Origin of the sequence: Rhizobium chutanense, from assembly GCF_002531935.1 — a bacterium.
GTDB lineage: Bacteria > Pseudomonadota > Alphaproteobacteria > Rhizobiales > Rhizobiaceae > Rhizobium > Rhizobium chutanense.
In genome coordinates this window covers 1-24454 of record NZ_NWSV01000012.1, presented here as the reverse complement: position 1 = coordinate 24454, position 24454 = coordinate 1, and the positions used below count along the sequence as shown (strand labels likewise).

Annotated in this window: 30 protein-coding genes; 13 read left to right on the top strand and 17 right to left on the bottom strand. The window is 61.5% G+C overall.

Annotation, left to right across the window (positions count from 1 at the left end):
* Nucleotide 1 precedes the first annotated feature (1 nt).
* From CO666_RS18750 to CO666_RS18740, 3 genes are all read right to left on the bottom strand, one after another.
* Nucleotides 2-2572, bottom strand: a complete 2571-nt coding sequence (locus CO666_RS18750) for an HWE histidine kinase domain-containing protein (RefSeq protein ID WP_097613711.1) — start codon at nt 2570-2572, stop codon at nt 2-4.
* On the bottom strand, nt 2569-3105 hold the full coding sequence (locus CO666_RS18745) for a biliverdin-producing heme oxygenase (protein WP_097613827.1): 537 nt from the start codon (nt 3103-3105) through the stop codon (nt 2569-2571). Before CO666_RS18745 ends, CO666_RS18750 begins: the two co-directional genes overlap by 4 nt.
* Before the next feature lie 155 nt (nt 3106-3260).
* Nucleotides 3261-3671 carry a rhodanese-like domain-containing protein gene (locus tag CO666_RS18740; protein WP_097613710.1) on the bottom strand — a complete coding sequence of 137 codons (411 nt, stop codon included), beginning with the start codon at nt 3669-3671 and terminating at the stop codon, nt 3261-3263.
* Nucleotides 3672-3740: 69 nt separating this feature from the next.
* Here CO666_RS18740 and ftrA point away from each other — a divergent pair, with 69 nt between their 5' ends.
* The 3 genes from ftrA (at nt 3741) to prfH (ending at nt 6768) form a co-directional block, all read left to right on the top strand.
* A complete protein-coding gene (gene ftrA / locus CO666_RS18735) occupies nt 3741-4763 on the top strand; it encodes a transcriptional regulator FtrA (protein ID WP_097613826.1) in 1023 nt (340 codons plus the stop codon).
* Between the two features lie 213 nt (nt 4764-4976).
* On the top strand, nt 4977-6167 hold the full coding sequence (locus tag CO666_RS18730) for an RNA ligase RtcB family protein (protein WP_245436813.1): 1191 nt from the start codon (nt 4977-4979) through the stop codon (nt 6165-6167).
* Nucleotides 6154-6768: a peptide chain release factor H gene (gene prfH / locus CO666_RS18725; protein WP_097613708.1), complete on the top strand. Its 615-nt coding sequence runs from the start codon at nt 6154-6156 to the stop codon at nt 6766-6768. The genes CO666_RS18730 and prfH overlap by 14 nt, the downstream gene beginning before the upstream one ends.
* A gap of 102 nt (nt 6769-6870) precedes the next feature.
* Here the strand turns inward: prfH and CO666_RS18720 are convergent, their stop codons facing one another.
* From CO666_RS18720 to CO666_RS18700, 5 genes are all read right to left on the bottom strand, one after another.
* Entirely contained in the window at nt 6871-7101 is a 231-nt protein-coding gene (locus tag CO666_RS18720) for an SEC-C metal-binding domain-containing protein (protein ID WP_097613825.1), read from the bottom strand.
* 89 nt (nt 7102-7190) lie between these two features.
* Nucleotides 7191-8504 (bottom strand): NAD-dependent dihydropyrimidine dehydrogenase subunit PreA, encoded by a 1314-nt coding sequence (gene preA, locus CO666_RS18715; RefSeq protein ID WP_097613707.1) that lies wholly within the window; start codon nt 8502-8504, stop codon nt 7191-7193.
* A gap of 15 nt (nt 8505-8519) precedes the next feature.
* Nucleotides 8520-9881, bottom strand: coding sequence for an NAD(P)-dependent oxidoreductase (locus CO666_RS18710; RefSeq protein ID WP_097613706.1), 1362 nt, complete (start codon nt 9879-9881; stop codon nt 8520-8522).
* Between the two features lie 405 nt (nt 9882-10286).
* Nucleotides 10287-11282, bottom strand: coding sequence for a sensor histidine kinase (locus CO666_RS18705; protein WP_179869722.1), 996 nt, complete (start codon nt 11280-11282; stop codon nt 10287-10289).
* A gap of 192 nt (nt 11283-11474) precedes the next feature.
* Nucleotides 11475-12269, bottom strand: coding sequence for a response regulator (locus CO666_RS18700; RefSeq protein WP_003581798.1), 795 nt, complete (start codon nt 12267-12269; stop codon nt 11475-11477).
* A 253-nt stretch (nt 12270-12522) separates the two neighbouring features.
* Between CO666_RS18700 and CO666_RS18695 the strand changes: the two genes are divergently transcribed.
* Together CO666_RS18695 and CO666_RS18690 are read left to right on the top strand one after the other, a co-directional pair.
* Nucleotides 12523-12729: a NepR family anti-sigma factor gene (locus CO666_RS18695; RefSeq protein ID WP_097613823.1), complete on the top strand. Its 207-nt coding sequence runs from the start codon at nt 12523-12525 to the stop codon at nt 12727-12729.
* Between the two features lie 10 nt (nt 12730-12739).
* Nucleotides 12740-13297, top strand: a complete 558-nt coding sequence (locus tag CO666_RS18690) for an RNA polymerase sigma factor (protein WP_085738110.1) — start codon at nt 12740-12742, stop codon at nt 13295-13297.
* 367 nt (nt 13298-13664) lie between these two features.
* Here CO666_RS18690 and CO666_RS18685 read toward each other — a convergent pair whose 3' ends face one another.
* From CO666_RS18685 to hemP, 7 genes are all read right to left on the bottom strand, one after another.
* Nucleotides 13665-14063, bottom strand: coding sequence for a hypothetical protein (locus tag CO666_RS18685; protein WP_097613705.1), 399 nt, complete (start codon nt 14061-14063; stop codon nt 13665-13667).
* A gap of 9 nt (nt 14064-14072) precedes the next feature.
* A complete protein-coding gene (locus CO666_RS18680; protein WP_097613704.1) occupies nt 14073-14417 on the bottom strand; it encodes a DUF883 family protein in 345 nt (114 codons plus the stop codon).
* Between the two features lie 147 nt (nt 14418-14564).
* Entirely contained in the window at nt 14565-15359 is a 795-nt protein-coding gene (locus CO666_RS18675; protein WP_097613703.1) for a heme ABC transporter ATP-binding protein, read from the bottom strand.
* 9 nt (nt 15360-15368) lie between these two features.
* Complete coding sequence (locus tag CO666_RS18670; protein WP_097613702.1) at nt 15369-16478, bottom strand: FecCD family ABC transporter permease; 1110 nt, start codon at nt 16476-16478, stop codon at nt 15369-15371.
* Between the two features lie 2 nt (nt 16479-16480).
* A complete protein-coding gene (locus tag CO666_RS18665) occupies nt 16481-17410 on the bottom strand; it encodes a heme/hemin ABC transporter substrate-binding protein (RefSeq protein ID WP_097613701.1) in 930 nt (309 codons plus the stop codon).
* 11 nt (nt 17411-17421) lie between these two features.
* Complete coding sequence (locus tag CO666_RS18660; protein WP_097613700.1) at nt 17422-18471, bottom strand: hemin-degrading factor; 1050 nt, start codon at nt 18469-18471, stop codon at nt 17422-17424.
* Between the two features lie 8 nt (nt 18472-18479).
* On the bottom strand, nt 18480-18662 hold the full coding sequence (gene hemP, locus CO666_RS18655) for a hemin uptake protein HemP (RefSeq protein WP_097613699.1): 183 nt from the start codon (nt 18660-18662) through the stop codon (nt 18480-18482).
* Nucleotides 18663-18821: 159 nt separating this feature from the next.
* Between hemP and CO666_RS18650 the strand changes: the two genes are divergently transcribed.
* The 5 genes from CO666_RS18650 (at nt 18822) to hmuQ (ending at nt 21732) form a co-directional block, all read left to right on the top strand.
* Entirely contained in the window at nt 18822-19244 is a 423-nt protein-coding gene (locus tag CO666_RS18650) for a hypothetical protein (protein ID WP_097613822.1), read from the top strand.
* Nucleotides 19245-19301: 57 nt separating this feature from the next.
* Entirely contained in the window at nt 19302-20624 is a 1323-nt protein-coding gene (locus CO666_RS18645) for an energy transducer TonB (RefSeq protein ID WP_097613698.1), read from the top strand.
* 107 nt (nt 20625-20731) lie between these two features.
* On the top strand, nt 20732-21139 hold the full coding sequence (locus CO666_RS18640; protein ID WP_097613697.1) for a DUF2325 domain-containing protein: 408 nt from the start codon (nt 20732-20734) through the stop codon (nt 21137-21139).
* Nucleotides 21136-21408, top strand: a complete 273-nt coding sequence (locus CO666_RS18635) for a hypothetical protein (protein WP_097613696.1) — start codon at nt 21136-21138, stop codon at nt 21406-21408. Before CO666_RS18640 ends, CO666_RS18635 begins: the two co-directional genes overlap by 4 nt.
* A gap of 9 nt (nt 21409-21417) precedes the next feature.
* Nucleotides 21418-21732: a heme-degrading protein HmuQ gene (gene hmuQ / locus CO666_RS18630; RefSeq protein WP_097613695.1), complete on the top strand. Its 315-nt coding sequence runs from the start codon at nt 21418-21420 to the stop codon at nt 21730-21732.
* 303 nt (nt 21733-22035) lie between these two features.
* On the opposite strand, the gene CO666_RS18625 is transcribed toward hmuQ, so the two are convergent.
* Entirely contained in the window at nt 22036-22407 is a 372-nt protein-coding gene (locus CO666_RS18625; RefSeq protein WP_097613694.1) for a DUF423 domain-containing protein, read from the bottom strand.
* A 2-nt stretch (nt 22408-22409) separates the two neighbouring features.
* Entirely contained in the window at nt 22410-22799 is a 390-nt protein-coding gene (locus tag CO666_RS18620; RefSeq protein ID WP_097613821.1) for a group II truncated hemoglobin, read from the bottom strand.
* Between the two features lie 165 nt (nt 22800-22964).
* Here CO666_RS18620 and CO666_RS18615 point away from each other — a divergent pair, with 165 nt between their 5' ends.
* The 3 genes from CO666_RS18615 to CO666_RS18605 all read left to right on the top strand — a co-directional run.
* Nucleotides 22965-23528: a TetR/AcrR family transcriptional regulator gene (locus CO666_RS18615; RefSeq protein ID WP_097613693.1), complete on the top strand. Its 564-nt coding sequence runs from the start codon at nt 22965-22967 to the stop codon at nt 23526-23528.
* 16 nt (nt 23529-23544) lie between these two features.
* Nucleotides 23545-23886 (top strand): SMR family transporter, encoded by a 342-nt coding sequence (locus tag CO666_RS18610; protein WP_097613692.1) that lies wholly within the window; start codon nt 23545-23547, stop codon nt 23884-23886.
* Nucleotides 23887-24082: 196 nt separating this feature from the next.
* The coding region (locus tag CO666_RS18605; RefSeq protein ID WP_179869715.1) for a ThuA domain-containing protein at nt 24083-24454 on the top strand (372 nt) is incomplete at its 3' end.

The following is a 24454-nucleotide window of genomic DNA, read 5'->3' as shown; positions in this document are numbered from 1 at the left end:
TCTATTGCCTTTGAGGGAACGACATGCGGCCCAGTATGTCCGTCACGCCCTCCATCGTATAGGGTTTCTGTAACACCGGTGCGCCAGAATGGCTGTTCGCCTGGGCGATGCCTTCCCCATAACCTGTGGCAAAAACGAAGGGCACGCCTTCGGCTGCCAGCCGATCGGCAATGCCGAAGCTGGTCTCGTCGCCGAGATTGACATCGAGCAGCGCCAGATCGAACGACCGATCGGCGAGGATTTCCATCGCCTCGGCGACACTTGGCGCCGTTGCCACCTCGGCGCCCAGTCGGCGGAGGATCTCTTCGCCGTCCATGGCGATGATCAGGTTGTTTTCGACCAGCAACGCATTCAGACCGAGGAGCGGCTGATGATTGTCGGGAGCCGTGTTGCGCTCAGCCGCTCCGACCGGAATTGGATCTGACCGTTCGCTCGTCGAGCCGACGACATAGCGCGCCGGAATGTTGAAATCGGCCTCCAGCCCGTCCCTGACGTAGCGGACCTCCGCCTTGCCGCCGAGATCATAGGGGATGGAGCGGCGGATGATTGTCGAACCGAAGCCCTGGCGTGTCGGCTCGACGACGGGCGGACCATTCTTTTCGCGCCAGCCGATCGACAGATTGCCCTCATCGTCGCGATGCCAGCCGAGTTCGACGGTGCCGCTGCCGGTACCGGAAAGGCTGCCATATTTGGCGCTGTTGGTCATCAGCTCATGGAACACAAGGGCGGCGGTAGAAAAGGCTTGCGGTTCCAACAGCACGTCGTCACCATACATCTGGATGCGCTGCGCATTTTTGCCGAGATAGGCGGCGGTCTTGGCCAGCAGCAATTGCCGCAGCGAAGCAGGCGCCCAATGATCCCTTGTGATCTGGTCATGTGCGCGGGCGAGCGACTGGACACGGCCTTCGATTTGGCGAATGTAGTCGCCAATGCTGACCGCGGTCGCCTGCGATTGCCGGATGATCCCGGTGATGAGGCTCAATATATTGCGCACACGGTGGTTCAGCTCGGCGATCAGCAATTCCTGACGCTCGTTTGCAGTCTGGCGCGCCATGCTGGCCTCGTCGGTGAGCCGCAACACCACCTCGATCAACGTGACCCGGATCGTTTCGGCGACGCGGCGTTCGGCCTCGGTGAAAGGCAGCGAGCGACCGCGTACCAGTTCCGACCAGGCCTCGAAACTCTTGCGCGGCGTCAGCCGCGGGCCGTTGGGTCCATAGTCCACCGGCTTGTGCGGGTCGCCGGCCCAGCGGACGGTGCGCACCTGCTCCTGGCGGAAAAGCACGACATAATCGCGCGGCGAACGTGAGATCGGGATGGCGAGCATGCCTGCGACGGCATCGTCGACGGCAAGATCCGGATATGTTTCCGTGAGCCTGTCGACGGCATAGATGCGGCCGGCGGCGTTGCGGTTGAGATGGCGGATGAGAGCTGTGAAAGCTCTCTCATCCGGCACGATGCCGGCAAGAGCCAGCCGGCCGTTGATCCAGACGCCGATGCCGTCGGCAGGGATAGCGTCGGCGAGCGCCTCGATCAGCCAGGCCGGATCGTCGAGCAGGCTGGCATTGTCTACCACGGAGGTGAGAAGCCGGTCGGCGATGCGGCGGGCCTTGGTTTCGTAGTCGAGCGCCAGCCGCCGTTCGCGGCTTTCGAGGCGCGAGGCAAACATCTGGCCGAAAAGTTCGGCGGTGGAGCGGTTTTGGGCCGAAGGCAGGCGCGGGCCGTAGTGATGGCAGGCAAACAGGCCCCAGAGCTTGCCGTCGACGACGATCGATATGGAAAGCGACGCGCCGACGCCCATGTTTTTCAGATATTCGATGTGGATCGGCGAGACCGAACGCAAAACCGACATGGAGAGATCGAGCGGCTGACCGTTCTCGTCGAGTGCGGGCAGGATCGGCACGGGAATGGCGTCGATATCGGCAATGATGCGAAACAGGTTGCGCAGATAAAGTGCGCGCGCCTGCACCGGAATGTCGGACGCCGGATAATGCAGCCCGAGGAACGAGCCGATACCGCTGCGGGCGGCTTCCGCCACGACCTCGCCGGAACCGCCTTCATCGAAACGATAGACCATCACCCGGTCGAAGCCGGTGAGCGCGCGTGCCTGCCTTGCGCCTTCGCGGAAGAATGCTTCCTGCGTTTCCGTCTGGTCGAGGCGGGACATCATGCTGCGCATGGAAAGCGAGGGGGCGTTGCGCTTTTCTTCCTGGCAGCGTTCGCCTTCGAGGATGACCTGATTTTCGATGACGTGCACGGCAAGGTCGAAGCGCGACTGATCGGGCAGCAGGGCAATGTCGAAAATGCGCTCGACAACATCGGGACCGCGCAGCGTGGTCAGCTTGTTGCGGATCGTGTGGAGCGCCTCCGGCGTGATCAGCGAGGAAATCGGACGGCCGAGCGCATCGGCCTGGGGCACGCCGAGAAATTCGGTCAGATTGGCGGAGGCCCGCGTGATCATCCAGTCGAGCGATATCGCCAGCAGGAAGCCGAAAGGCTGGACGGCGCCGAGCTGATGAATCGGTTCACGGTCGCAATTGGTGAGATCGACAGGTTCGCGCGCGCCGCTCATAAGACGGCTTCCAGTTCGAGCTGCCCGGCCTTGCGGAAAAGATCGAAGAGCGTGCGGGCCGCCGCGACGGCGGCAGCAGGATCGCCGACGCCGCTTGTATCGAGTCGATCCATGAAAATCCTGATGGCGCCCTTTGGGCCTCGTGGCGTGAGATAGCTGCTGGGTAGGGCATCGGGTACGGATTTGGCGAGCAAGGCGCCGCCGAGTTTGGAGCCTTCGAGGACGTAGAGGGCACCCCAGAGCGCCGCTTCATCGTGCAATGGCGGCGGCGGCAGGCGCTCGGGCATTCTGTCGCCGAGTTCGCCGATATCAGCAAGCAGCAACTGCGCGCGCCTTCGTTCCGGCCAGTCGGGCAGCAGGCGAACGACCCCGGCCTCGTCGAGTGCATTTTCGGCCGCCGGCACGACCCGGGAATGGGCGCGCAGGAATGTCCTATACTGCTCTCTATTGGAAAGGTCGAAAGCGCCGAAAAGCTTGTCGACCTCGGCGTGGCAATCTGCTGTTTGTGCGCGAAGCACGCTGCGAAGTGACATGCGAACCGTGTTCAAGGAATAGGGCATAGGCTGCCGTTCATCTGACGATGAACTAGCGATATATTGCAGCATCCGGGTATTTCCAGGGAAACCCATAGAAAAACATGGGCTTCCCGCGATTGATGTCTCACCGCCCGATGAATGGACGTTGTCGCCTATTCGGCGGCAATGGCCTCGCTTTCGAAGGCGAAACCCTCGTCGGCCCAGCCGGTTATGCCGCCGATCATCAGCTTGGCCGTGAGACCGAGCTTGGCCAGGCGGAAGGCGGCCTTGTCGGCGCCGTTGCAATGGGGGCCGGCGCAATAGACGACGAAGAGGGTGTCCTTTGCCCATTCCGACATGCGGTGCGCGGTTATCTTGCCGTGCGGCAGGTTGATCGCGCCCGGCACGTGGGACTGCGCAAACAGCGCCGGTGTGCGCACGTCGAGGAGGACGAAATCGACCTTGGCGCCGGCAAAGGCGGCATGGACATCCGAGCAGTCGGTTTCGAAGGCGAGCTTGGCGGCATAATGGGCGGCGGCGAGATCGGGCTCGGCGGCAGGGATTTCGGCGACGGGGCTCGGCATCGGTCTTCCTTTCATGTTGCAATTGCCGTTTGGTATCGCCGATGTTACAGCTTTGCGAAATTGGCCATTGTGACCGATAGCGTAAAGATCATGCCAAATTCATCCCCACTGCAGACGAAAGGGCCGCTGGTCGCAGCGCTTGCCTATGACGGGCTCTGCACCTTCGAATTCGGCATCGCCTACGAGGTCTTCGGCCTGCCGCGCCCGGAGATGGGTGAGGATTGGTATCGTTTCTCGGTCTGCGGCATCGAGCCGGGGCCGCTTCGCGCCGCCGGAGGGCTGACGGTCGCGGTCAACAAGGGTCTGGAGATCCTTGATGAGGCGGATCTGATCATCGTGCCCGGCTGGCGGGCGATCGATGCGCCGGTGCCCGAGCCGCTCGCCCAAGCGCTGAGGGAAGCCCATCAGCGCGGCGCGCGCATCATGTCGCTCTGCTCCGGCATTGCGGTTCTGGCCGGATCGGGGTTGCTTGCCAATCGCAGGGCGACGACGCATTGGCGCTATGTCGCCTCGATCGCCGCCCGTTACCCCGACATCACGCTCGATGCAGGCGTTCTCTACATCGACGAGGGCAGCCTGCTGACGGCGGCAGGCAGTGCTGCCGGCATCGATCTCTGCCTGCATGTGGTGCGCGGCGATTTCGGTTCGGAAGCCGCCAACAGCGTCGCCCGCCGCCTCGTCGTGCCGCCGCACCGGGAAGGCGGGCAGGCGCAGTTCATTCACGCGCCGGTTCCTGAGGAACGCGAGGGTATCCGCCTGGGGCCGTTGATCGAATGGATGCGCGAAAGCCTTGCCGAGGAGCAGCCGATCAGTCTGCTTGCCAAAAGAGCGGGCATGAGCATGCGCACTTTCCAGCGCCGTTTCGAAGCGACGACCGGTCTCAGCGTCGGCGAATGGCTACTGAAGGAGCGGCTGCGGCATGCCCGCGATCTGCTGGAGAGGGAACTTGCGGTATCGCTCGACGATATCGCGATCTCAAGCGGCTTCGGTACGCTGGCGACAATGCGGCATCATTTCCGCAAGCGGCTGGGTACGAGCCCCAATGCCTATCGGAAGTCATTCGGCGGCCAACGCGCTTCATGCTTGCATTGAGACTTCGTTTCGCCTAAAGGGGCGCTCTCGATTGTTTCTGGAAAGGGAGCGCCACGATGACGACTATCTCCGCACGCCCCGAGAGGGTTTCGGCTTAACTCGGCCAACGGGCCGATGAATGCCGGTTGAACATCGCCGTTTTTGGCGATGAAAGACCACTCATATCCAGAGTTCTTTATCATGGGCAATTCCATTGGGAGCGATAGCTCCCCGATGACGCCGTCGGCACATCCGGCGGTCATCAACCGTTTCTTTTCCGGCAGCGCCTGGATCGAAGGCGCCGCCTTGAACCAACTCGACGAAATGTCCCGCCTGCCGGGCGTTTTGGAAATCGCCGCCTTTCCGGATCTGCACCCCGGCAAATACGGTGCGACCGGCGTGGCATTGTTGTCGTCCCGGCTGCACCCGCTGCTGATCGGCAACGATATCGGTTGCGGCATGTCGCTCTTCGCTCTCGACCTGCCGCTCCGCAAGCTGAAGATCGACAAGGCGGCGGAGCGGCTTCGCCGGCTTGAAGCGCAGGTGATCGGGGATGTCTCCGACCTGCTTGCGGAGACTGGTCTGCCAGCCGATCTGGCACCGGGTGCCCTGGGCACGATCGGCGGCGGCAACCATTTCTGCGAGCTTCAGGCCGTGGAAGATCTTGCCGAGGGCGGACGCATTGCGGGTCTCGACGATCAGCAACTCTATCTGCTGGTTCATTCCGGCTCGCGCGCCCTTGGCGCCGCCGTCTTTTCGGAGGCGGTGGCTGCTCATCCGGGGCTCGTCGCCGGTCTCGATCCCCGATCGGAGGCGGGCGGCGCCTGGCTTGCGAGCCATGACCGCTGTGTTGCCTGGGCATCGCTGAACCGGCGGCTGATCGCCGCGCGGGCGGCTGCAGCACTTCGTGCCGATCTCAGCCTCGTCGCCGACATACCGCACAATCTCGTTCGTCGCAGCGATCGCGGGTTCGTGCATTACAAGGGCGCTGCGGCGGTCAGGCCAGGTGAACTCGCACCGATTGCGGGATCGCGGGCGAGCCTCAGCCATGTGGTTCTTGCGACCGATGGTGTCGGCCGTTCGCTCGGCGGCATCTCCCATGGAGCCGGTCGCAAATATGACCGCGCCACCATGCATGGGCGTGTCGGCCGCAACCGCTCAGAACGCGAACAGCTGCTGCGCAATGCCTGGGGCGGGGTCGCCATCTGCGACGATCGCGCCTTGGTCGTCGAGGAGGCAGCATCCGCCTACAAGGATGCCGGGCAGGTGGCGAGCGATCTCGAAAATGGGGGGCTGATCGTCGGGCTCGCCAGCTTGCGGCCGCTTGTTACCTTCAAGAAGGCGGTCGACGAAGCGGAGGTCGAACAGCGTCGGCGCAAACCCGATCATCGCAGGGAAGGAGGACGTGGCCATGAGCGCTATTGATCTCCTCGTGACTTCGGGCAACGGCCCGGTGGAGTGCCGTATCGCGCTCTCTGCCCTTCTCGGTATCCTCGAGCGCGAGGCGATCGGGCTAGGCTGCGCTTTCGAAGCCAGCCTTGGCCCGATGCCGGATCAACACGGCGCGAAGTCCGCGATTGTCAGTCTCGACGGCGCCGGGGCGGAGCAGATCGCGAGCGACTATTGCGGCACGATCCGGTTCACCTTCAAGAGCCCGGCGCGTCCGGGTCACAAACGGCAAAACTGGTATGTCGCCGTTCAGCGTATCGATTCACAACCGAACGGCGGCGAGGTGACGATCGATCCCGCCGATCTGCGTTTCGAGACGCTGAGGGCTGGCGGACCGGGCGGGCAGCACCAGAATACGACCGATAGCGCGGTTCGTGTTCTGCATCGGCCGACCGGTCTGGTGGTGACGGCGCGCGACGAGCGCTCCCAGCACCGCAACAAGGCGCTGGCGCTTCGGCGTCTTGATGCGATGTTGCGCCATCTCGAAGTGGAGAAGCAGGAGGCGGCTAAAGCCGGACGCTTCCTCGCCAACCGGACCATCGCGCGAGGCAACGAGGTCAAGACCTTCAAACTGTGATCCGGCTTTGTCGGTCTGACACGATAAGAGGGGGCGCCCTTCCATGAAGGGCGCCGCCATCTTAGTCACGGTCTCTAAAAATAATAATCCCGTTCGATGCCGTCATAGGAGCCGGATTGCAGGCAGCAGTTCTTGAAACCGCCTCCTGGAGCCGCAAGGGCAGGGATCGTTGCGTCCGAGTTTTTCGATCAGTTCGACATTCCCATGAACGGTTTGCGAACCTGTTTTGACCCGGGTCTCGGACGGGAAGGATTTACGCCGTTTCGACGTGACCTCAAAAGCTGAGGTCGGTGAGGTGTTTGCGAGCCATGGCTGCCTCCTCTTCGTTGACATGCTGCGATCGTGCAGCAGGGTTGCCATAAATCCATCACGGGTTCAGCGCAACGCCGCGGAGCGATCTTCTCCGCGGCGTTGCAAACCGGTCACTCCGCCGCCTGGCGGGCCATCGGGTTGTTCGGGTGCGTCGTCCAGTTGGCATAGTTCGGGTCGACGGTGCGGCCCGTGCGTTTGTCCAGGGTGCCGGCGGCAAGCGGTTCCATGGTGATGCAGTTCTCGACCGGGCAGACGTTGACGCAGAGATTGCAGCCGACGCATTCTTCTTCGATCACCTCGAAATGACGCAGGCCGTTGACGACATTGGTGATCGCCTGGTGCGAAGTGTCTTCGCAGGCGATGTGGCAGCGACCGCATTTGATGCAGGCGTCCTGGTCGATCTTCGCCTTGGCGATGTAGTTGAGGTTCAGATACTGCCAGTCGGTGACGTTGGGTACGGCGCGGCCGGTGATGTCGTCGAGGCTGCGATGGCCCTTTTCGTCCATCCAGTCGGAGAGGCCGGTGATCATCTCCTGCACGATCTTGAAGCCATAGGTCATCGCCGCGGTGCAGACCTGGACGTTGCCGGCGCCGAGAACGAGGAATTCGGCCGCGTCCCGCCAGGTGGTGATGCCGCCGATGCCGGAGATCGGCAGGCCGTAGGTTTCGGGATCACGGGCGATCTCGGCCACCATGTTGAGCGCGATCGGCTTGACCGCCGGGCCGCAATAGCCGCCATGGCTGCCCTTGCCGCCGACCGTCGGGTTGGGGGCGAAGTTGTCGAGATCGACGGATACAATCGAATTGATCGTATTGATCAGCGAGACGGCATCGGTGCCGCCGGCCTTGGCAGCGCGGGCGGGACGCCGAACGTCGGTGATGTTGGGCGTCAGCTTGGTGATGATGGGCATGCGGGTATATTGCTTGCACCAGCGCACGACCATTTCGATATATTCCGGCACCTGGCCGACAGCCGAGCCCATGCCGCGCTCCGACATGCCGTGCGGACAGCCGAAATTCAGCTCGATGCCATCGGCGCCGGTCTCTTCGACCAGCGGTAGGATCGCCTTCCAGGCCTGTTCTTCGCAGGGCACCATGATCGAGGCGATCAGCGCCCGATCCGGCCAGTTCATCTTGACCTGCTTCATTTCCCGGAGGTTGGTGTAGAGGTCGCGGTCGGTGATGAGCTCGATATTATTCAAGCCAAGCAGGCGGCGGTCGGCGCCGAAGATCGCGCCGTAGCGCGGGCCGTTGACGTTGACGACGGGCGGGCCTTCCTCGCCGAGCGTCTTCCAGACCACGCCGCCCCAGCCGGCCTTGAAGGCGCGCTCGACGTTGTAGGCCTTGTCGGTCGGCGGCGCCGACGCCAGCCAAAACGGGTTCGGGGATTTGATGCCGACGAAATTATTGCGGAGATCAGCCATTGTTCTCTCTCCCCTTCAGGCAACCGCGACAGCCGGAGCGGCTGCTGCGGTGAGGGTGCGATGGATGGATTCAGCCGCGTCGCGGCCGTGAGCGACGGCGGAAACCGTAAGATCCTCGCCGCCGAAGACGCAGTCGCCGCCGGCCCAGACGCCATCGAGCGAGGTGCGGCCTTCAGTGTCGACGGCGATGCGGCCGGATTCCATGCGCAGCGAGCCGAGGCCCGCGGCGTCAAAGGTCTGGCCGATCGCCTTGAAGATCTGGTCGGCGGCGATCACACCGGTTTCGCCGGTGCCGATGAGACGGCCTTCGAGGAGCTTGGTATATTCCACTTCGATGGCGGCGACCTTGCCGTCCTGCGACAGAATCGATTTCGGCGCCAGCCAGTGACGGATAATAACGCCCTTGGAGCTTGCCAGATCCTGCTCGTATTCGGAGGCGTTCATCTGCTCCTTGCCGCGTCGATAACAGATCGTTACCTCCTCGGCGCCGAGGAGCTTTGCCTGCACGGCGGCGTCAATTGCCGTCATGCCGCCGCCGAGGACGACGACACGGCGACCGATGGCGATATCGCTCTTGTCATCGGCCTGGCGCAGTGCTGCGATAAAATCGACGGCATCGTCTACGCCTGAAAGGTTCTCGCCGTCGATGCGCAGCGCATTGACGCCGGCAAGGCCGATGCCGAGAAAGACGGCGTCATATTGCGCCTGCAGATCGGAGAGCGACAAATCGCGGCCGAGAAGAGCGCCCTGGCGAACCTCGATTCCGCCGATCGACATGATGTATTCGACTTCCTTCTGGGCGAAATCGTCGACCGCCTTATAGGTGGCGATGCCGTATTCGTTAAGGCCGCCGGATTTTTCCCTGGCATCATAGATGACTACGGAATGACCCTTCACGGCCAGGCGATGGGCGGCGGCGAGGCCGGCCGGACCGGCGCCGACGACGGCGATCCTCTTTCCCGTCGCTTCGGCTCTGGCATAGAACTGCTTGCCGGCCTGCATGGCGGCATCGGTGGCATAACGCTGCAGGCGGCCGATCTCGACTGGCCGCTCCTCGGCAGTGTTGCGCACGCAGGCCTGCTCGCAGAGTTCTTCGGTGGGACAGACGCGGGCGCACATGCCGCCCAAGATGTTCTGATCGAAGATCGTCTTTGCCGAGCCGAGCGGGTTGCCGGTCGAAATCTGGCGGATGAAGAGCGGAATGTCGATCGAGGTGGGACAGGCCGTCATGCACGGCGCGTCATAACAGAAATAACAGCGATCGGCAGCGACCAGCGCCTCATGATTATCGAGGCGCGGATGAAGATCGGAAAAATTAGCCTCATACTCGGCGGACGAAAGCCGGCCGGCATGAATCCCAGTTTCCAGTCGTTCCATTGAAGTTCCCTCATTATTGGTAAACGGCCTGTGAGGGAAAGCGTAACTCAGGTTTAAAAATTTATCAAACGGTAAAATTTTGACGATCTCCTCCTTCATTTCAGTCTATAAATAACTGTTTTTATTTGTTAATTTATATTCTGTCGCGGCGGCGGAATGGCGGGGCGCGGGGCCGGGAAGAGGGATCCGAAAAAAGATTCAAAAAAAGTCGAATTTTTTTCGTTCGGCGGGGAACCAATGTTCGATGTCGTCGTTATTGCGGTATCCGGATGGTGATCGCATCGACCCAACATGCGCGCCCCCAACCCACTATCCGGACGTACTCACGGTCCCCTCCCGGTGAGTGAAGACAGCCGGTGCGCCGCCCTCGCACCGGCTGTTTTTCTGTTTGGGTTGTCGGGGCTTTCACACACGTTTGAAGATTTCGAATTCGGTCTCCGGAATGGTCAGACGATATTCGATGCGGCCGGGAACGAGGCTCAACTCCGCCTTGCCGTTGACGGAGGAGGGCACGACACGCTCCAGCACGGTTCGACCGAAGCTGTTGTCGCTGAATTCGTGGATTTCCGATTGATCTTGCAGCACCTCTGCCCAGGCGACCTCGATCGCCTTCCTCTCGCCGATCATGGCTTCCCGGCAATTCAGCGTGATCGAGGCGCCGCCGCCTGAGATCGCGCCGTAGGAAGCGGAGTTGACGATGAGCTCGTGGAGGGCGAGCCCGACATGCACCGCGGCATTGGGGGTCAGATGGGCATTGATGCCATAGATCGGCATGGAACCTGACGTTTCCGGCCAGTAGGGGGCGAATTGTTTTTCAGCGAGTTCGAAGAGATAGGCGCCGCGCCAACTCGAATCCGTGATCAGATCCTGCGAGTTGGAAAGCGATTGCAACCGCCCGCGAAACTTGACGAGGAAGCTGTCGAGAGAAAGTGTGTTGCGCGCCGTCTGCGTGGCGATGCCCTGGATGATGGCAAGAAGGTTTTTCGAGCGGTGCGAAAGTTCGCGCAACAGCGATTTCAGCACCTTTTCGCGATGCCGGCTTTCGGTGACCTCAGCCATGACGGACAGAAGTCCGTATTTGCCGCGCTCACCGGTTCGCTGGATTTTCAATTCATAGCTGCGCGTTTCACCGTCGACGGCGATCTCGATCTCGGCATTGTTAGGGATGCCGGTTTCCAATACCTTATGTTTCAGTGCTGTCAGATATTGCCCATGGGCGTCGCCGAAAAGAGCGGCATCGCTGCTGCCTGAAGTAAAGAGTGCAGCGAAATGCGGCGGCAGATTTTCGGCGTAGAAGATCGAAAGCCGGGCGTCCTGGCAGAGGATCGAAATCCCGGCGCTGCCGAGCGCGCGTTCCATCATTGCGGCTTTGCCTTCGAAGGTAAAAGGCATGCCGGACAATGGTTCAGTCCTATTCACTCGGCCGCCTTTCCTTGTGACATCTTGGACTTCGCTGAAAACGAGCGCCCTCAAGGCCTCGCCTGTCAACTCTAGAACAAAGCGCTGCAAAAACCGTTAAAGCCACCGGAGCGTCCCGGTAGCACCGGAACGCCTGTTTTCGCGATTTGGTTCCGAAGGCCGAAGAATTGCGTCTCAGGCGGCCACTCTGGTCGATTCGTTGAAGAAAAGCGCTTGGCTGATCAGTGCCTTGACCATGTCTGGATTGAAGGGCTTGGTGACAAGGAAAGTCGGTTCAGGGCGCTCGCCGGTCAGAAGCCTTTCCGGGAAAGCGGTGATGAAGATCACCGGCACGCTCGATGTCTTGAGGATGTCGTTGACCGCGTCGATACCGGAGCTGCCGTCGGCAAGCTGGATGTCGGCCAACACCATGCTCGGCTTGGTCTTGTTGTAGAGCGCGACGGCCTCGGCATGCGTGCGGGCAATACCGGTGACGCGATGGCCAAGGCTTTCGACCATTTGCTCGATATCCATGGCGATCAGCGGTTCGTCCTCGATGATCATGATATCGGTTGCGACCTGACGGGAAATCTCCTGCGAGGCCATGTCGAGCAAGCGCATGACGTCCTGTTCGTCGAGTTCCAGGATTTCGCCGATTTCGGCAACGCGGAAATTCTCGACGGAGGCGAGCAGGAAGGCCTGACGGGCGCCCGGTGAAACCTTCGAAAGGTTGAGCGTGGCGCGTTGTTCCCAGGCATAGGGCGATGTCGGCTCTGGAATCTGGACTGCGGTGGAACCAAACAATTGTGTAAACAGTTTGTAGAGTGCCACCCGGTCATTCGCCGTATCCGGGAAAATCGTGAGATCGGCGATGATGGCTTCAAGAACGGCGGCGACATAAGCGTCGCCCGAAGTCTGAGTGCCGGTAAGGGCGCGGGAATAGCGGCGCAGATAAGGAAGGTGCGGCGCAATTCGAGTGGAAAGTGTCATTCAGGGCTCCCGTATGCAGGCCGGTCTTGGCTTCAATGAGCGGTTAACGCCGCCTTGCTAAAAAAGTTCCGGAACCGCAGGAACTTTTTTTGTCGCGCCGCATTATTCCAGCCGACGAAGAAAGGGCGTAGCGTTTTGACCCATGAAACAAGAAATGCCAGCGACATCGACAATCGAAGGCTCGGCTTCGATGGTTGAAATCATGATTGATCCTATGCACGCCCCAACAGACAACCGGCGAGAAGACGAATTGATGACGACACGTAAGAAAGAAGCAGCCGATCAGCGGAAGCTGGAGCTGCGGGCAAGCGATATCCTGGACCCGAACAATCAGATCGGCGTCAGGCTGCGGTCGCTGTATGCCTCTGCGCAGGAGGAGGCAATTCCAGATCGTTTTCTCGATCTTCTCGAAAAGCTAGACCATGCCGAAATGATGGCTTCTGCCAAGCTGGCCGAATAGGATCATCGGCATGGAAGAAAAAACGCAACCCAGCTTCAAGCGGGAACTGCTGGCGGCCCTCCCAAGTCTCCGTGCTTTCGCCATTTCGCTGATCGGGCGGCACGACCGGGCCGATGATCTTGTCCAGGATACCATCATGAAGGCCTGGGCCAAGCAGGATCATTTCGAGATGGGCACCAATATGAAGGCCTGGCTGTTCACGATCCTGCGCAACGAACTTTACAGCCAGATGCGCAAGAGCGGCCGCGAGGTCCAGGACAGCGACGGGCTGTTCACGGAATCGATGGCGATGCACCCCTCGCAATACGGGGCGCTCGATCTGCAGGACTTCAAGAAGGCGCTCGACCAGTTGCCGCCGGACCAGCGAGAGGCGATCATCCTCGTCGGTGCCTCGGGTTTTTCCTATGAGGAAGCCGCCGAGATCTGCGGCTGCGCCGTCGGCACGATCAAAAGCCGCGTCAACCGCGCCCGCCAGCGGCTGCAGGAATTGCTGCAGATTTCAGGCGAGGCGGACTTTGGGCCTGACGCCACCTCGGCGCCGCTGACGTCGAAGGCGTTTGCGTTCTGAGAAGGTTTTTTGGGAGGAAGGCCGGTTGCCCTCGCGGGGCGCCGGCTTTTTTTGGTTTGTAGTTTTGCAGGAGGGGAAACGGCGTGTGTCCAAGAGCGGTGATTAGCTGTTCAAGGCACTCCCTCTCCACCCTCATTCCTGTGCTCGTCACAGGAATCCAGTGCGCCCAAGTCCTTGGGCGCGAAAGACTCTTTCGCTTGACGTATTGATTCATTCACGGCGCGGACGCGCCGTGGCTGGATTCCTGTGACAGGCACAGGAATGAGGGAGCGTGGGTGGGCGGACCTGCCTAATCTTCCCGCTGGGTATGGTATGCAACCCGCTTCTCCTCGTCCCTTCTCAGAACGATCAGGAGAATCAACGCTCCTCAATCCTCACGCTTCGAGCCCACCAGATTGGCTGCGACAATGGCCGCCAGAACGCCGGCGGTGAGCAGCGGCTGGGCGCGGATAAGGCCGAGGCCGACGGTGGCGAAGGATTCCAGTGCCGCGCGGCGCTCGCGGGCGCGACGCTTCTCCCGGGCATTCATGACCGCCATCACCACCAGCGCGATGATGGCGATCAACAACGCGCAGGCGGCCAGGAAGAGGGCTGCGCCGGCCGGGCCGTAAATGCCGGCGAGCCAGATGGCGCCGGCGGCGACAACAAGCGCGTAGGCGGTGAGGAGGAAGAGCAGGGCAAGCGCGATGAAGATGCTGTTGCGCTTGGCGCGCGCAACGGTCCGATGCACGCTTGCGCCCGTCAGCGCACTGAGGATCGAGAGCATCGCGCGTCCTCAGCGCCGAGCGAGGAAAGCGATAGCCAAGCCGAAAGCGGCAGCAGCGCCGATCGTTGCCAGCGGATGTTTGCGTACCGTCTCGCGCATTTCCGTCGTACCGCGCTCATAGCCGTGCTGCAATTCGCGCAGAAGATCCTCGCTGCGGCCGAGCAGTTCCTCATAACCGGCGCCGGCCTGGCTGCGGATTTTTTCACTCTGGTGGCGCGAACTCTTGCCGACGAGGCGTGTCAGTTCGGCGAGTTCGTCGCGCAGCGCCTCGATCTGCTCCTCGATGCCGGATTCCAAATTGTGGAAGGTGCCGTTGCGGCGGCTGCGGCCGGACTGGAAAATAGAATAGCTCATGGCTGTCTCCATTGGCTGGGGCGCGCGCAAGCCCGCCTGTTTCGCACGTGGGTCACCAACGTTCGTTGCATGAATGATATCGCCCGGCATTGACCCAGATCACTGCCGAAAACGTGCCGGGCGATCAAAAGTTCCGACGGGCGGTGGTCAGGAGCGGGAAACGGCGCTGTGGGCGAGCACGAAGGGGGTGCCGTCGGCCGGCACCTGGTTGATGCGCAATGCGCAGCCGAACACCGAGAGCATGATCTCGTCGGTCAGCACGTCACCGACACGGCCGGCGGCGGCGAGGCGGCCTGATTTCATCAGCATGATGCGGTCGGCAAAGAGCGCGGTCAGGTTGAGATCGTGCATGACGGCGATGACGCCGCCGCCGCGTCGGCAGAAATTGCGGGCAAGCGTCATGATCGTCAGCTGGTGGCTGATGTCGAGGCTGGAGACGGGCTCGTCGAGCAGCAGCCAGCAGGGCTTGCCGTCGACGACAGGCTCGGCGATCTGGCAGAGCACGCGGGCCAGCTGCACGCGCTGTTGCTCGCCGCCGGAGAGCTCCTGGTAGAAACGGCCTTCGAAGCCGGTCAGGTCGACCGAGGCAAGGGCTGCGGCCGCCGTCTGCTCTGATGTGTCGGGATTGAGGTTCAGGCCCGATGTCAGGCCCATGCGGACGATCTCGCGCACGGTGAAGGGAAAGGAGATGGTGCTTGCCTGCGGCAGCACGCCGCGAATAGCGGCAAGCTGCCAGGGTTTCAACGCCTTGACCTCGTCGTCGCCGATGCGCACCGAGCCGCCATAGGCAAGCTCGCCTGAGATGGCTTTCATCGTCGTCGTCTTGCCGGAGCCGTTCGGCCCGGCAATCGCCGTCAATTCGCCGGCTCTTGCCGTGAAGGCGACGTCGCTGATGATGGCCTTGCCGGAAAGACGCACGGAGAGGCCGGAAACTTCGATCATTTCAATTGCTCACAGCGCAAGACGCGAACGCTGCCGCAGCAGAATCCACAGGAAGAACGGCCCGCCGACCGCCGCGGTAATGATGCCGATCGGCAGCTCGGCCGGGGCGACCAGGGTGCGGGCCAGCACATCGGCAAAGATCAGCAGCGAACCGCCGAGCAGTGCTGCAGCCGGCAACAGGAAACGATGGTCCGGGCCGATCGCCATGCGCAGCATATGCGGCACGACGATGCCGACGAAGCCGATGCCGCCGCTGACGGCGACGGAGGCGCCGGTCGCCGCGGCGACGCCGACGATCGCCACATTCTTTAGCCGCTGCACCGGCACGCCCATATGAAAGGCGGCGGCCTCGCCAAGCGTGATGGCATTGAGGCCGCGGGCCATGAAGGGCAGGGCGGTGAAGGACAGGAGGATGATCGGGCCGGCGGCGGCGATCTTCGTCCATGTGGCGCCGGCAAGCGAGCCCATGCTCCAGAAGGTCAGGTCGCGCAGCTGCTGGTCATTTGCCATGGTGATCAGCAGCCCGGTGAGCGCCAGCGCAAGCGCGCCGAGCGCGATGCCGGCAAGCAGCATCGTCGCCACCGAGGTCTGGCCGTGGCGGGTGGCGATCCGGTAGAGCAGCAGCGTCGTGACGAGGCCGCCGGCGAATGCGGCCGCCGGCAGGGTGTAGATGCCGAGAAGTGCTGCGAGCGGAGCCGCAAGGCCGCTGCCGAGCACGATGATGGTGACGGCGCCGAGGCTTGCGCCTGAGGAGACGCCGACGAGGCCGGGATCGGCCAGCGGATTGCGGAACAGGCCCTGCATCACCGTGCCGGAGACGGCCAGCGAGGCGCCGATCAGGAAGCCGAGGATCGCCCTGGGCAGGCGGATATCGAAGATGATGATCCGGTCACGCGTGCTGAGCGCGGTTTCGGAGCCGGCCATGTTGCTGATGACATCGAGGATCGAGGCATCCGAAGCGCCTGTCGTCACCGAAAACAGCATCGAGAGGACCGAGCCGGCGACAAGCAGCGCGATCGCCAGCAGGGCAAGCCGCGTTCTGTCGCCCGCCTGCCGGTTTGCGCGAATGTCCGCCATCGGCAAGTGTCGCCCTCGTTCCATGGCTTGCGGCAGGGCCATGATCAGCCCCCGTAGATCGCCGTGTTGAGATCCCGCGCGGCGGCGGCGGTGCGCGGACCGAAGCCGAGCAGGTAGACGCCATCCATCCGGATGATCGCTTTCTTCTCGCCAGCCGGCGTCAGCGCGATTGCCGGCTGCGCCAGCAGGTCCTCGTTCTTGGTGCCGGCGCCATCGCCGCGGTTCATCATCAGGATGATGTCGGGTTTGGCCTCGATGATCGCCTCGTCGGTCAGCGGCTTGTAGCCGGGGAATGCGCCGACAGCGTTGACAGCGCCGGCGAGCTTGACGATGCCATCGGCGGCCGTGCCGGTGCCCGATGCCATGATCCGGCCGTTCTGGGCGCTGAGGATGAAGAGAACGCGCTTGCGCTCGGCCTCCGGGCGCTTTTCGGCATCGGCAATCGCCGCGTCGAGATCGGCCGCGACCTTGTCTTCGAGCGTCTTTGCCTTGTCGGGCACGCCGAGCAGCGTGCCGACCCGGTCGATCTTGGCGATGATGCCGTCTCGGGTAAAGGCGTTCGGCACCATCTCGAAGGGCACGCTGGCATTTTTCAGCACGGTGAGCGCCTCCGGCGGACCGGAGCCTTCGACGGCAATGATCGCCGTCGGGTTCATCGCCAGGATACCTTCCGGCGAGAGCGCCCGCATGTAGCCGACATTGGGCAGCTTCAGCGCCGCCTCCGGATAGAGGCTCGTCGTGTCGCGGGCGATCAGCCGGTTTTCCTCGCCGAGCGCATAGACGATCTCGGTGACGTCGCCGCCGACCGAAACCAGGCGCGACGTGTCGAGCTTCTTTTCCGCGGCATGGGCGGCGCCAGCGAAGGCGAAGCCTTTGACCGTCGACGCCGACGGGATCAGCGGCAGGGCCATGACGGCTGCCGTCAGGGCCAGTTGCCAGGGGCGGATCCGGCGCAGATTGTTACGCATCGTCATCGCTATGATCCTTATGCGGCCACGCTGGCTGCCCGCGGCAGATTTTCGATGATCTCGCGCCACTCGGCGCGTTCGTCCGAGCCTTCCTGCCGCTTGCCGAAGAACTGGATGATCATCTCGCCCTCGGCATCGTAAGCCTCCAGCGAGGTGACGTGGCCATCCTTGGTCGGCTTGCGCACGGCCCAGGTCTCGGCGATGTGATCCTGGCGCAAATGCAGGTGGAAGGTCGGATCCATGATGTTGATCCACGGGCCCATCGCCTGCACGTTGAAGATCGGGCCGGAATGGATCTGGACGATGCCGTTATTGGCGACGAAACACATGATCGGCAGGCCCGACTTCACCGAGGCATGGATCATCTCTGCCGTCGCTATATTGTCGAGCTTCCAGGCATAGTCGTCGCCGACGCTGCGAACGGCCGCCTGGCGGCCGATCTTCAGGCGCTTCAGCATGCCGAAGAATTCGTGCGTATCGGTGAGCTTGCTCCAATTGTCGCGCAGTTCGTCGCGGCTGACATCGGCGGTCTCATCGGCGGCATTCGAGACCTCGGCCTCGACGAAGTCCTGCGACTGATCTTCCAGCTTCAACTCGGCGACGATCGCGTGATAGGCCTCGACATTCGAATTCGCCCGCAGATGCACCTTGTGCACGGCACTGCCCGCCTTGTCGAAATATTGCAGGCTGAGGCGCACCTGGTCGCCATCCTTTTTGGTGACGGCGAAACCATGTTCCCAGCGGCTCGGGAAGATGCGCAGGTCGATATTTTCGCCGAGAACGATGGCGGCCTGGGCGCCGCTCTTGATGTTTTCGAAGATGCCGATCTTTTCGTGCACGGCGCTTTCGTTGCGCGACAGCGCCATCACTTCGCCGAGGCCGGCCACACGTTCGAGAAGTTTCAGCGCGCTGCCGTCGATGCGGGTGACGCTGATGCCGGTTTCGGCGGCGACGAGGGCTGCCTCCGATATCTTCAGCTGGGCGGCGATCTCACGCTCGCGCATCTTTGGATTTTCGGCGCGAAACGCCCGGATTTCGGCTGGCGCCGGTCTTGTCTGTTCGGTCATGTCTTACCCTACTTATTGAGAATGAGCTTGCCCTGACGGGTGATCTTCAGGCGATAGACCAAGCCGTCATGTCTGATCATGATCTCGTTCGTGCCGCGGAAAAGATCCGCGCTTTCGACGATCCGGTGCTGGCCCGCAGGCTCGCTCTGCAGCGGCGCGTGCTTAAAGTTATCTGGCTTTTCAACCATCATTTCGGTTTGGCAATTCCGTGGGGCCGGGGATCAGGGGTCCCCGGTTGTGATGACAATTATCTTGACTTTCTTACTCATAGTTTTTTAAAGACGCAATAGGAGACTAATAAAGTCAAGTTTTTGAGATTGCTGATTTCCGGGACAATGGCGGAGAAGATGATGACGGTTAGGTTTGCGGCTGTTGCGGCCGGCATGGTGATGGCGGTTTCAAGCGTAGCCCAAGCGCAGGATGCGGCAAGTGCCAAGCTGGATGTCGAACTCAACGCTCTGGCGCCATCGCAAAAGGGCTGCATGATGACCTTCGTCGCCGAGAACAATCTGCAGGCGCCGATCAACAAAATCTCCTTCGAGCTTGCCTTCTTCAACGACAAGAATGCCGTCGACCGCATCACCGTTCTCGACTTCCGCGATCTGCCGCAGGGCAAGAAGCGCGTGCGCCAGTTCGATATGCCGAATGTCAAATGCGAGACGGTCACGCGCGTCCTCATCAACGACACGCCGGTCTGCGACGGGCCGGCTGCCGGCGAATGCATGAAGGGCCTCGTCACCCGCTCGCAGATTTCGGTTCCCTTCGAGGGCTAAAGAAAAACGCCGGGGAATGAACCCCGGCGGACATGTTGGCTCCCCGAGGCATAGACAATGGCAATTTCAGCGAAGTCCAGATCGAGACAGGTGCTCATCGCGGAGCCGGACGCTGACGGCAGCCTGAACGACAATATGCCCGGCATGCACCCTGGCCACGAGCTTCCCGAACTGCGCAACGCGCAACTGCAGCCGGCCGGCGAGGCGGTGATTCACTACACGCGTTTTGCACAGATATCCTCCTTTCCCGACCATCCGGAAGCTGAGCCGGCAGCTCCCGCTGCCGCGCCACCGATGGATGCGGCGGTGGAAAAGCAGGAGGATGAAAAGAAGCCGGTGCGGCGTCGGGTGGCGCTGACGTGTGTCGGCTCGTTCCTCTTTCATGCAGGTCTGGTGGTTGCTCTTAGCATGTTCATGCCGACGCCGCCGAACGAAGCGATTGAAGATGCCGGTGAGGCTGTCAGCGTCGTCGTCTATGGCGACTCTGACGTTGACCAGACATCGGCCGGCGATCCGGAGTTAGAGCGGCAGCCCGAGCAAGTTGCTTCGGAGGAGGTTGAGCCGGATACAGTTCAATCCGAAAAGGCCACCGAACTAGATGCCACGACCGTGCCGTCGGAGCAGATCCAGCCGATGGAGACCGTTCAGTCGGTGCAGGAAGTTACGCGGGCCTCCCCTGAGACCGTTGTCGCTGCCGAGCCAGAGGTGCTTGTCTCCGAGAGTCCTGCAGAATCTTTCGTCGCTCAGCCGATGGCAACGGCTGTGCCAGAACAGCCCACGCCTGATATCGTGCAGGCAATGGTACCGGAAGAAGTGATGCCAACGGCTGTCCGGCCCACCGAAGTTCCGCCAGAAAAAGTAAAGCCTGTCGAAGTCTCGCCGGAACCTGACAAGCCGGCGCCAAAACCGAAGCCGAAAGCGGAAAAGCCGAAACCGGTTGAAAAGAAGCAGACTCAGAAGAAGGCCAAGCCTGCTGGTGGGAAAGAGGGCTCAGATCGTGAGGACTCGAGGAAAGGTGTGGTCAACGGCCAGGACGGGCCGCAAACTGACGGCATGTCAACCACGACAGGCGGAACTGACGGTATGGGAAGTGCTGCCGTAGCCAACTACCCTGGTAAGATACAAAAACGGATCCGTCGCGCTGTTCGCGTGCCTGATGAATACAAAAACACGAGCGGCGGTATGACCGTAAGGGTTCAACTGACGATTAACGGAACAGGCAGGGTAGCGTCGGTCGCCGTTGCTCGCAGTTCGGGTATTGCAGAGTTGGATAAAGCTGTTCTGGATGGTGTGCGGCGGGCAGCGCCGTTTCCGCCGCTGCCCTCGGAGTGGGGTAAACCTAGCTGGACTTTCACCCAGGAAGTTCAGGTCACCAGATAATATGATAAAAATGATCAACTTTATACTTTACTAGAAAAATCAAGTTTAATAAGGTCCACCCGCACACGCAGGAATCGTGTGACGATCAACGAGCGAACGGGTGGTATATGGCTCGCAAGGGCAAGAAGGGTTCGAACCGGGAGGTGCACGGCAGCGCGGGCGAGGAGGCCGGACAGGCATCCGACGGCCGATCCAAACTGGATGGCCGCAGTTTTCTCTATGTCGGCGGGCGTGACTGCCAAGTGGCGCATCTTCGCCAGATCGCCAGCAATTTCGGCGCCGAACTCATTCATCACGACGGCGGCCTTCGCGAGGCGGTTTCCCGCATCGACACATTGCTTCCCTCGGTCGACTGCGTGTTCTGCCCCATCGACTGTATCAGCCACGATGCATGCCTGCGGGTGAAGACCGGCTGCAAGAAGTTCAGCAAGGCCTTCATCCCGCTTCGCAACGGCAGCAAGTCCAGCCTGGAACGTGCGCTGCAGACGATGAACGAACGAGGCAATGCCCGATGAACGACCAGCGCCCCGACGGCTTCACCATGATCGGCCTGCACAAGCTCGCCGCGCAGACAGGCGACGGCCTCGTGCCCGAGCTCTACGAACTGTTCCAGCAGCATGCCGAACGCCAGCAGATCTACCGGAATGTGACGCTATTCCCGGCCTGGGAGGCGCGGATGCCGGGAGAAGCCGCAACAAGGCCGCTTGGCCAAGCGGCGGTAAACGGCAATAATATTCTCGCCTTTCCTTCGCATGCGGCAAGGGCGGGCAAGAGGAAAGCGTAAGGAGTGTCCATGTATATCGCAATGAACCGCTTCAAGGTTGCAATCGGGAGTGAGGGTGATTTCGAGACGGTGTGGCGCAATCGCGATTCCACTCTTGCCGAGGTGCCCGGTTTCGTCGAATTCCGCCTGCTGCGCGGCAAGCTCAACGAAGAGGAGGGCTATAGGCTCTATTCCTCGCACACGGTCTGGAGCAGCGAAGCGGATTTCCAGAACTGGACGAAGTCCGAGAATTTTCGCGCAGCGCACCGCAATGCGGGCGACCGCAAGGCGATGTACAAGGGGCCGCCGGTTTTCGAAGGGTTTAATGTGGTCGAGGGTATTTGATTGCGGTTGATGCGGCGTGACTTAGCTCTTGACTGAAATCTTAATTTTCGTATTCGCCCTGGCCCACGCACACCCTCATTCCTGTGCCTGTCACAGGAATCCAGCCACGGCGCGTCTGCGCCGTGAATGAACCAATACTGCAAGAGAAGAGTCTTTCGCACCCAAGGACTTGGGTGCGCTGGATCCCTGTGACGAGCACAGGGATGAGGGAGGAGAGGTGGAGTTCCCCATCAGCCGTCCCGATATGCTGCGAACAACTTTTTGGCGATGTTTCCTTAGAAAACAGAAGTCACCGCTAAGCTCTCAAGCCTTGCCACGCAACACCGCCCCCGCCGCCACAACCAGCCAACCCAGCATCATCGCCCAGCCGCCGGTCGGGGCGGCATAGGGGAAGAGGCCGGAGCCGGTAAAACGCAGCGTGACGAGATCGCCGGCAAAGAGCAGCGTTCCCACGATCATCAGGAAACCGGCTAGCCAGGCGGTTTTGAGCTTGGCGGTGCCGAGCGCTAGGGCCAGCAAAGCAGGGGCGTGGGCAAGGCACATGGCGGAGGCGGATGCCGCAAGGTTGGCCTCGCCGCCGCCATGGGCGGCAAGGGCGGCGAGCGCCACGCCGGCTGCGCCAAACAGGCCGGAAAAGAGATAAAGCACCGGCTCCAGGCGCGCGTTCAGGCTCATGACTATTCCTTGTTCTGCATGTGATAGGCGAGGCGTTCGACCGGCACCCAGATGAGATCGCGCAGCGCCTGGCTCGATATCGTCTCGTCGAGCGCGCGGCGGAAGCAGAGCAGCCACTCGTCACGTTCGACCGGGCCGATCTCGGCGACGAAATGGCGGCTGCGCAGGCGCGGATGGCCGCGTTTGTCGGTATAGAGCGGCGGGCCACCGAGATAACCGCTCATATATTCGTAGAATTTCTCTTCGCTGCCTTCGAGGCTCCGCGGATGCACGGCGCGCACGTTGCTTGCCTCGGGCAGCGTATCCATCAGCGCATAAAAGCGATGCGTCAGCGCCCGCACGGTGGGATCGCCGCCGATCGCTTCATATAAAGTGGTGACTTTTTCCGTCACAAACCCATCCCCGATACCATTCCCGTTCCCCGACCCTTCATGCACCTGATGGAAAATGATCGCAACTGTCATCAAGGTGCCGCGGCATTTCGCGCATAATGCCTGCGGGGCAGGGATTCTCCGATTCTTCTTGACAAAACCGTCCGGACGGTATCTTTTATCTGCATGTCGAACGCTCATCATCGCAAGAAACAACCGGCTCTCGTGCGCCAGCAGTTGCTGGAGGTCGCCGCGCGTCTTGCCGCCAGCGAAGGCATGGCGGCCGTGACGCTCGATGCCGTCTCTGCCGCCTCCAGCGTCAGCAAGGGCGGCTTGCTGCATCACTTCCCGACGAAGAATGCGCTGCTCGATGCCTTGTTCGAGAGCCTGCTCGAAAAATTCGACGCCGACATCGAGGAACTGATGCGCGGCGATCCCGTGCCGCAGGGCCGCTTCACCCGCGCCTATGTCAGGGCGGTGGCCGGTCTCAAGGATCGTCCCGACGATTCCAGGAGCTGGACGCAGGTGACGATCGCGCTTCTCGCCGAACCCCGGCTACGCCTTCGCTGGCGCGAATGGGTGCAGGCGCGGGCCGAGGAATATGTCGGCACCGATTCCTCGCTCGATGCGCAGATCGTACGTTTCGCCGCCGACGGGCTGTGGTTCGCAGATACGCTGGAGAGCCATGATATCGCCGATGTTCTGAGACGGAACCTCATCGACCGCCTCGTCGAATTGACCGGAAAGTAATCTAGGGAATACCGTCATGAGCCAGGCCGCCATCTACGGGCTGTTGTTTACAGCCATCGTGCTCGAGGTCATCGGCACGACCGCGCTGCAATTGTCGCAGCAGTTCACCCGCATCGGGCCGACAGCGCTTGTCGTCGCCTGTTATGCGGCGGCCTTCTATTGCCTGTCGCTGACGCTGAAGAGCATTCCTGTCGGCATCGCCTATGCGATTTGGAGCGCTTTGGGAATCGTGCTGATTTCTTCGGTCGGGCTGATCTTCTTCAAGCAGCGCCTCGATCTGCCGGCGTTCATCGGCCTCGGGCTGATCATATCGGGCGTCGTCGTGGTCAATCTGTTCTCGAAGTCCGTTTCGCATTGAATCCATTGTGATATTTTAAATCGCTCTTCGGAAGCTCGCGGGAGAAATTTTCCCCTTTGTCAAAATCCTGACAAAGGGCTATGTGTTGCTTGGACGTGGAGGAGACCGAGGCGCAGCCAGCGCCCTTTTCCAAAGCGCTTTGAATCTTTCTGCTTTTCCCGCCTATCGATACTTCCAGGTTCCACAGGAGCACATCATGGCCATACGCACCGTCGTCTGGGGAGAGAATATCCACGAGACTACCAATGAGATCGTCCGGGGCATCTATCCCGAAGGCATGCACACGACGATCGCCAATGCGCTGAATACCGATCCCGCCATATCCGCCACTACGGCGACGCTGCAGGAACCGGAGCACGGCTTGAGCGAAGCCCGCCTTGCCGAAACCGACGTCTTGACCTGGTGGGGCCACAAGGATCACGGCGCGGTCTCCGACGTCGTCGTCGAGCGCGTTGCCAAGCGCGTCTGGGAAGGCATGGGCCTTCTCGTTCTGCATTCCGGCCATTTCTCGAAGATCTTCAAGCGGCTGATGGGAACACCCTGCGCGCTGAAATGGCGCGAGGCGGGC

Coding starts and splice junctions, on each gene's coding strand:
- CO666_RS18690 (WP_085738110.1), top strand. CDS start 12,740: ATGGAAGAAAAAACGCAACCCAGCTTCAAGCGGGAACTGCTGGCGGCC.
- CO666_RS18650 (WP_097613822.1), top strand. CDS start 18,822: ATGACGGTTAGGTTTGCGGCTGTTGCGGCCGGCATGGTGATGGCGGTT.
- CO666_RS18645 (WP_097613698.1), top strand. CDS start 19,302: ATGGCAATTTCAGCGAAGTCCAGATCGAGACAGGTGCTCATCGCGGAG.
- CO666_RS18610 (WP_097613692.1), top strand. CDS start 23,545: ATGAGCCAGGCCGCCATCTACGGGCTGTTGTTTACAGCCATCGTGCTC.
- CO666_RS18675 (WP_097613703.1), bottom strand. CDS start 15,359: ATGATCGAAGTTTCCGGCCTCTCCGTGCGTCTTTCCGGCAAGGCCATC.
- CO666_RS18665 (WP_097613701.1), bottom strand. CDS start 17,410: ATGACGATGCGTAACAATCTGCGCCGGATCCGCCCCTGGCAACTGGCC.
- hemP (WP_097613699.1), bottom strand. CDS start 18,662: ATGATGGTTGAAAAGCCAGATAACTTTAAGCACGCGCCGCTGCAGAGC.
- CO666_RS18635 (WP_097613696.1), top strand. CDS start 21,136: ATGAACGACCAGCGCCCCGACGGCTTCACCATGATCGGCCTGCACAAG.
- CO666_RS18640 (WP_097613697.1), top strand. CDS start 20,732: ATGGCTCGCAAGGGCAAGAAGGGTTCGAACCGGGAGGTGCACGGCAGC.
- CO666_RS18615 (WP_097613693.1), top strand. CDS start 22,965: ATGTCGAACGCTCATCATCGCAAGAAACAACCGGCTCTCGTGCGCCAG.
- hmuQ (WP_097613695.1), top strand. CDS start 21,418: ATGTATATCGCAATGAACCGCTTCAAGGTTGCAATCGGGAGTGAGGGT.
- CO666_RS18680 (WP_097613704.1), bottom strand. CDS start 14,417: ATGAGCTATTCTATTTTCCAGTCCGGCCGCAGCCGCCGCAACGGCACC.
- CO666_RS18685 (WP_097613705.1), bottom strand. CDS start 14,063: ATGCTCTCGATCCTCAGTGCGCTGACGGGCGCAAGCGTGCATCGGACC.
- CO666_RS18750 (WP_097613711.1), bottom strand. CDS start 2,572: ATGAGCGGCGCGCGCGAACCTGTCGATCTCACCAATTGCGACCGTGAA.
- CO666_RS18695 (WP_097613823.1), top strand. CDS start 12,523: ATGACGACACGTAAGAAAGAAGCAGCCGATCAGCGGAAGCTGGAGCTG.
- CO666_RS18710 (WP_097613706.1), bottom strand. CDS start 9,881: ATGGAACGACTGGAAACTGGGATTCATGCCGGCCGGCTTTCGTCCGCC.
- prfH (WP_097613708.1), top strand. CDS start 6,154: ATGAGCGCTATTGATCTCCTCGTGACTTCGGGCAACGGCCCGGTGGAG.
- CO666_RS18660 (WP_097613700.1), bottom strand. CDS start 18,471: ATGACCGAACAGACAAGACCGGCGCCAGCCGAAATCCGGGCGTTTCGC.
- CO666_RS18740 (WP_097613710.1), bottom strand. CDS start 3,671: ATGCCGAGCCCCGTCGCCGAAATCCCTGCCGCCGAGCCCGATCTCGCC.
- CO666_RS18700 (WP_003581798.1), bottom strand. CDS start 12,269: ATGACACTTTCCACTCGAATTGCGCCGCACCTTCCTTATCTGCGCCGC.
- CO666_RS18670 (WP_097613702.1), bottom strand. CDS start 16,478: ATGGCCCTGCCGCAAGCCATGGAACGAGGGCGACACTTGCCGATGGCG.
- CO666_RS18730 (WP_245436813.1), top strand. CDS start 4,977: ATGACGCCGTCGGCACATCCGGCGGTCATCAACCGTTTCTTTTCCGGC.
- CO666_RS18625 (WP_097613694.1), bottom strand. CDS start 22,407: ATGAGCCTGAACGCGCGCCTGGAGCCGGTGCTTTATCTCTTTTCCGGC.
- CO666_RS18720 (WP_097613825.1), bottom strand. CDS start 7,101: ATGTCAACGAAGAGGAGGCAGCCATGGCTCGCAAACACCTCACCGACC.
- preA (WP_097613707.1), bottom strand. CDS start 8,504: ATGGCTGATCTCCGCAATAATTTCGTCGGCATCAAATCCCCGAACCCG.
- CO666_RS18745 (WP_097613827.1), bottom strand. CDS start 3,105: ATGTCACTTCGCAGCGTGCTTCGCGCACAAACAGCAGATTGCCACGCC.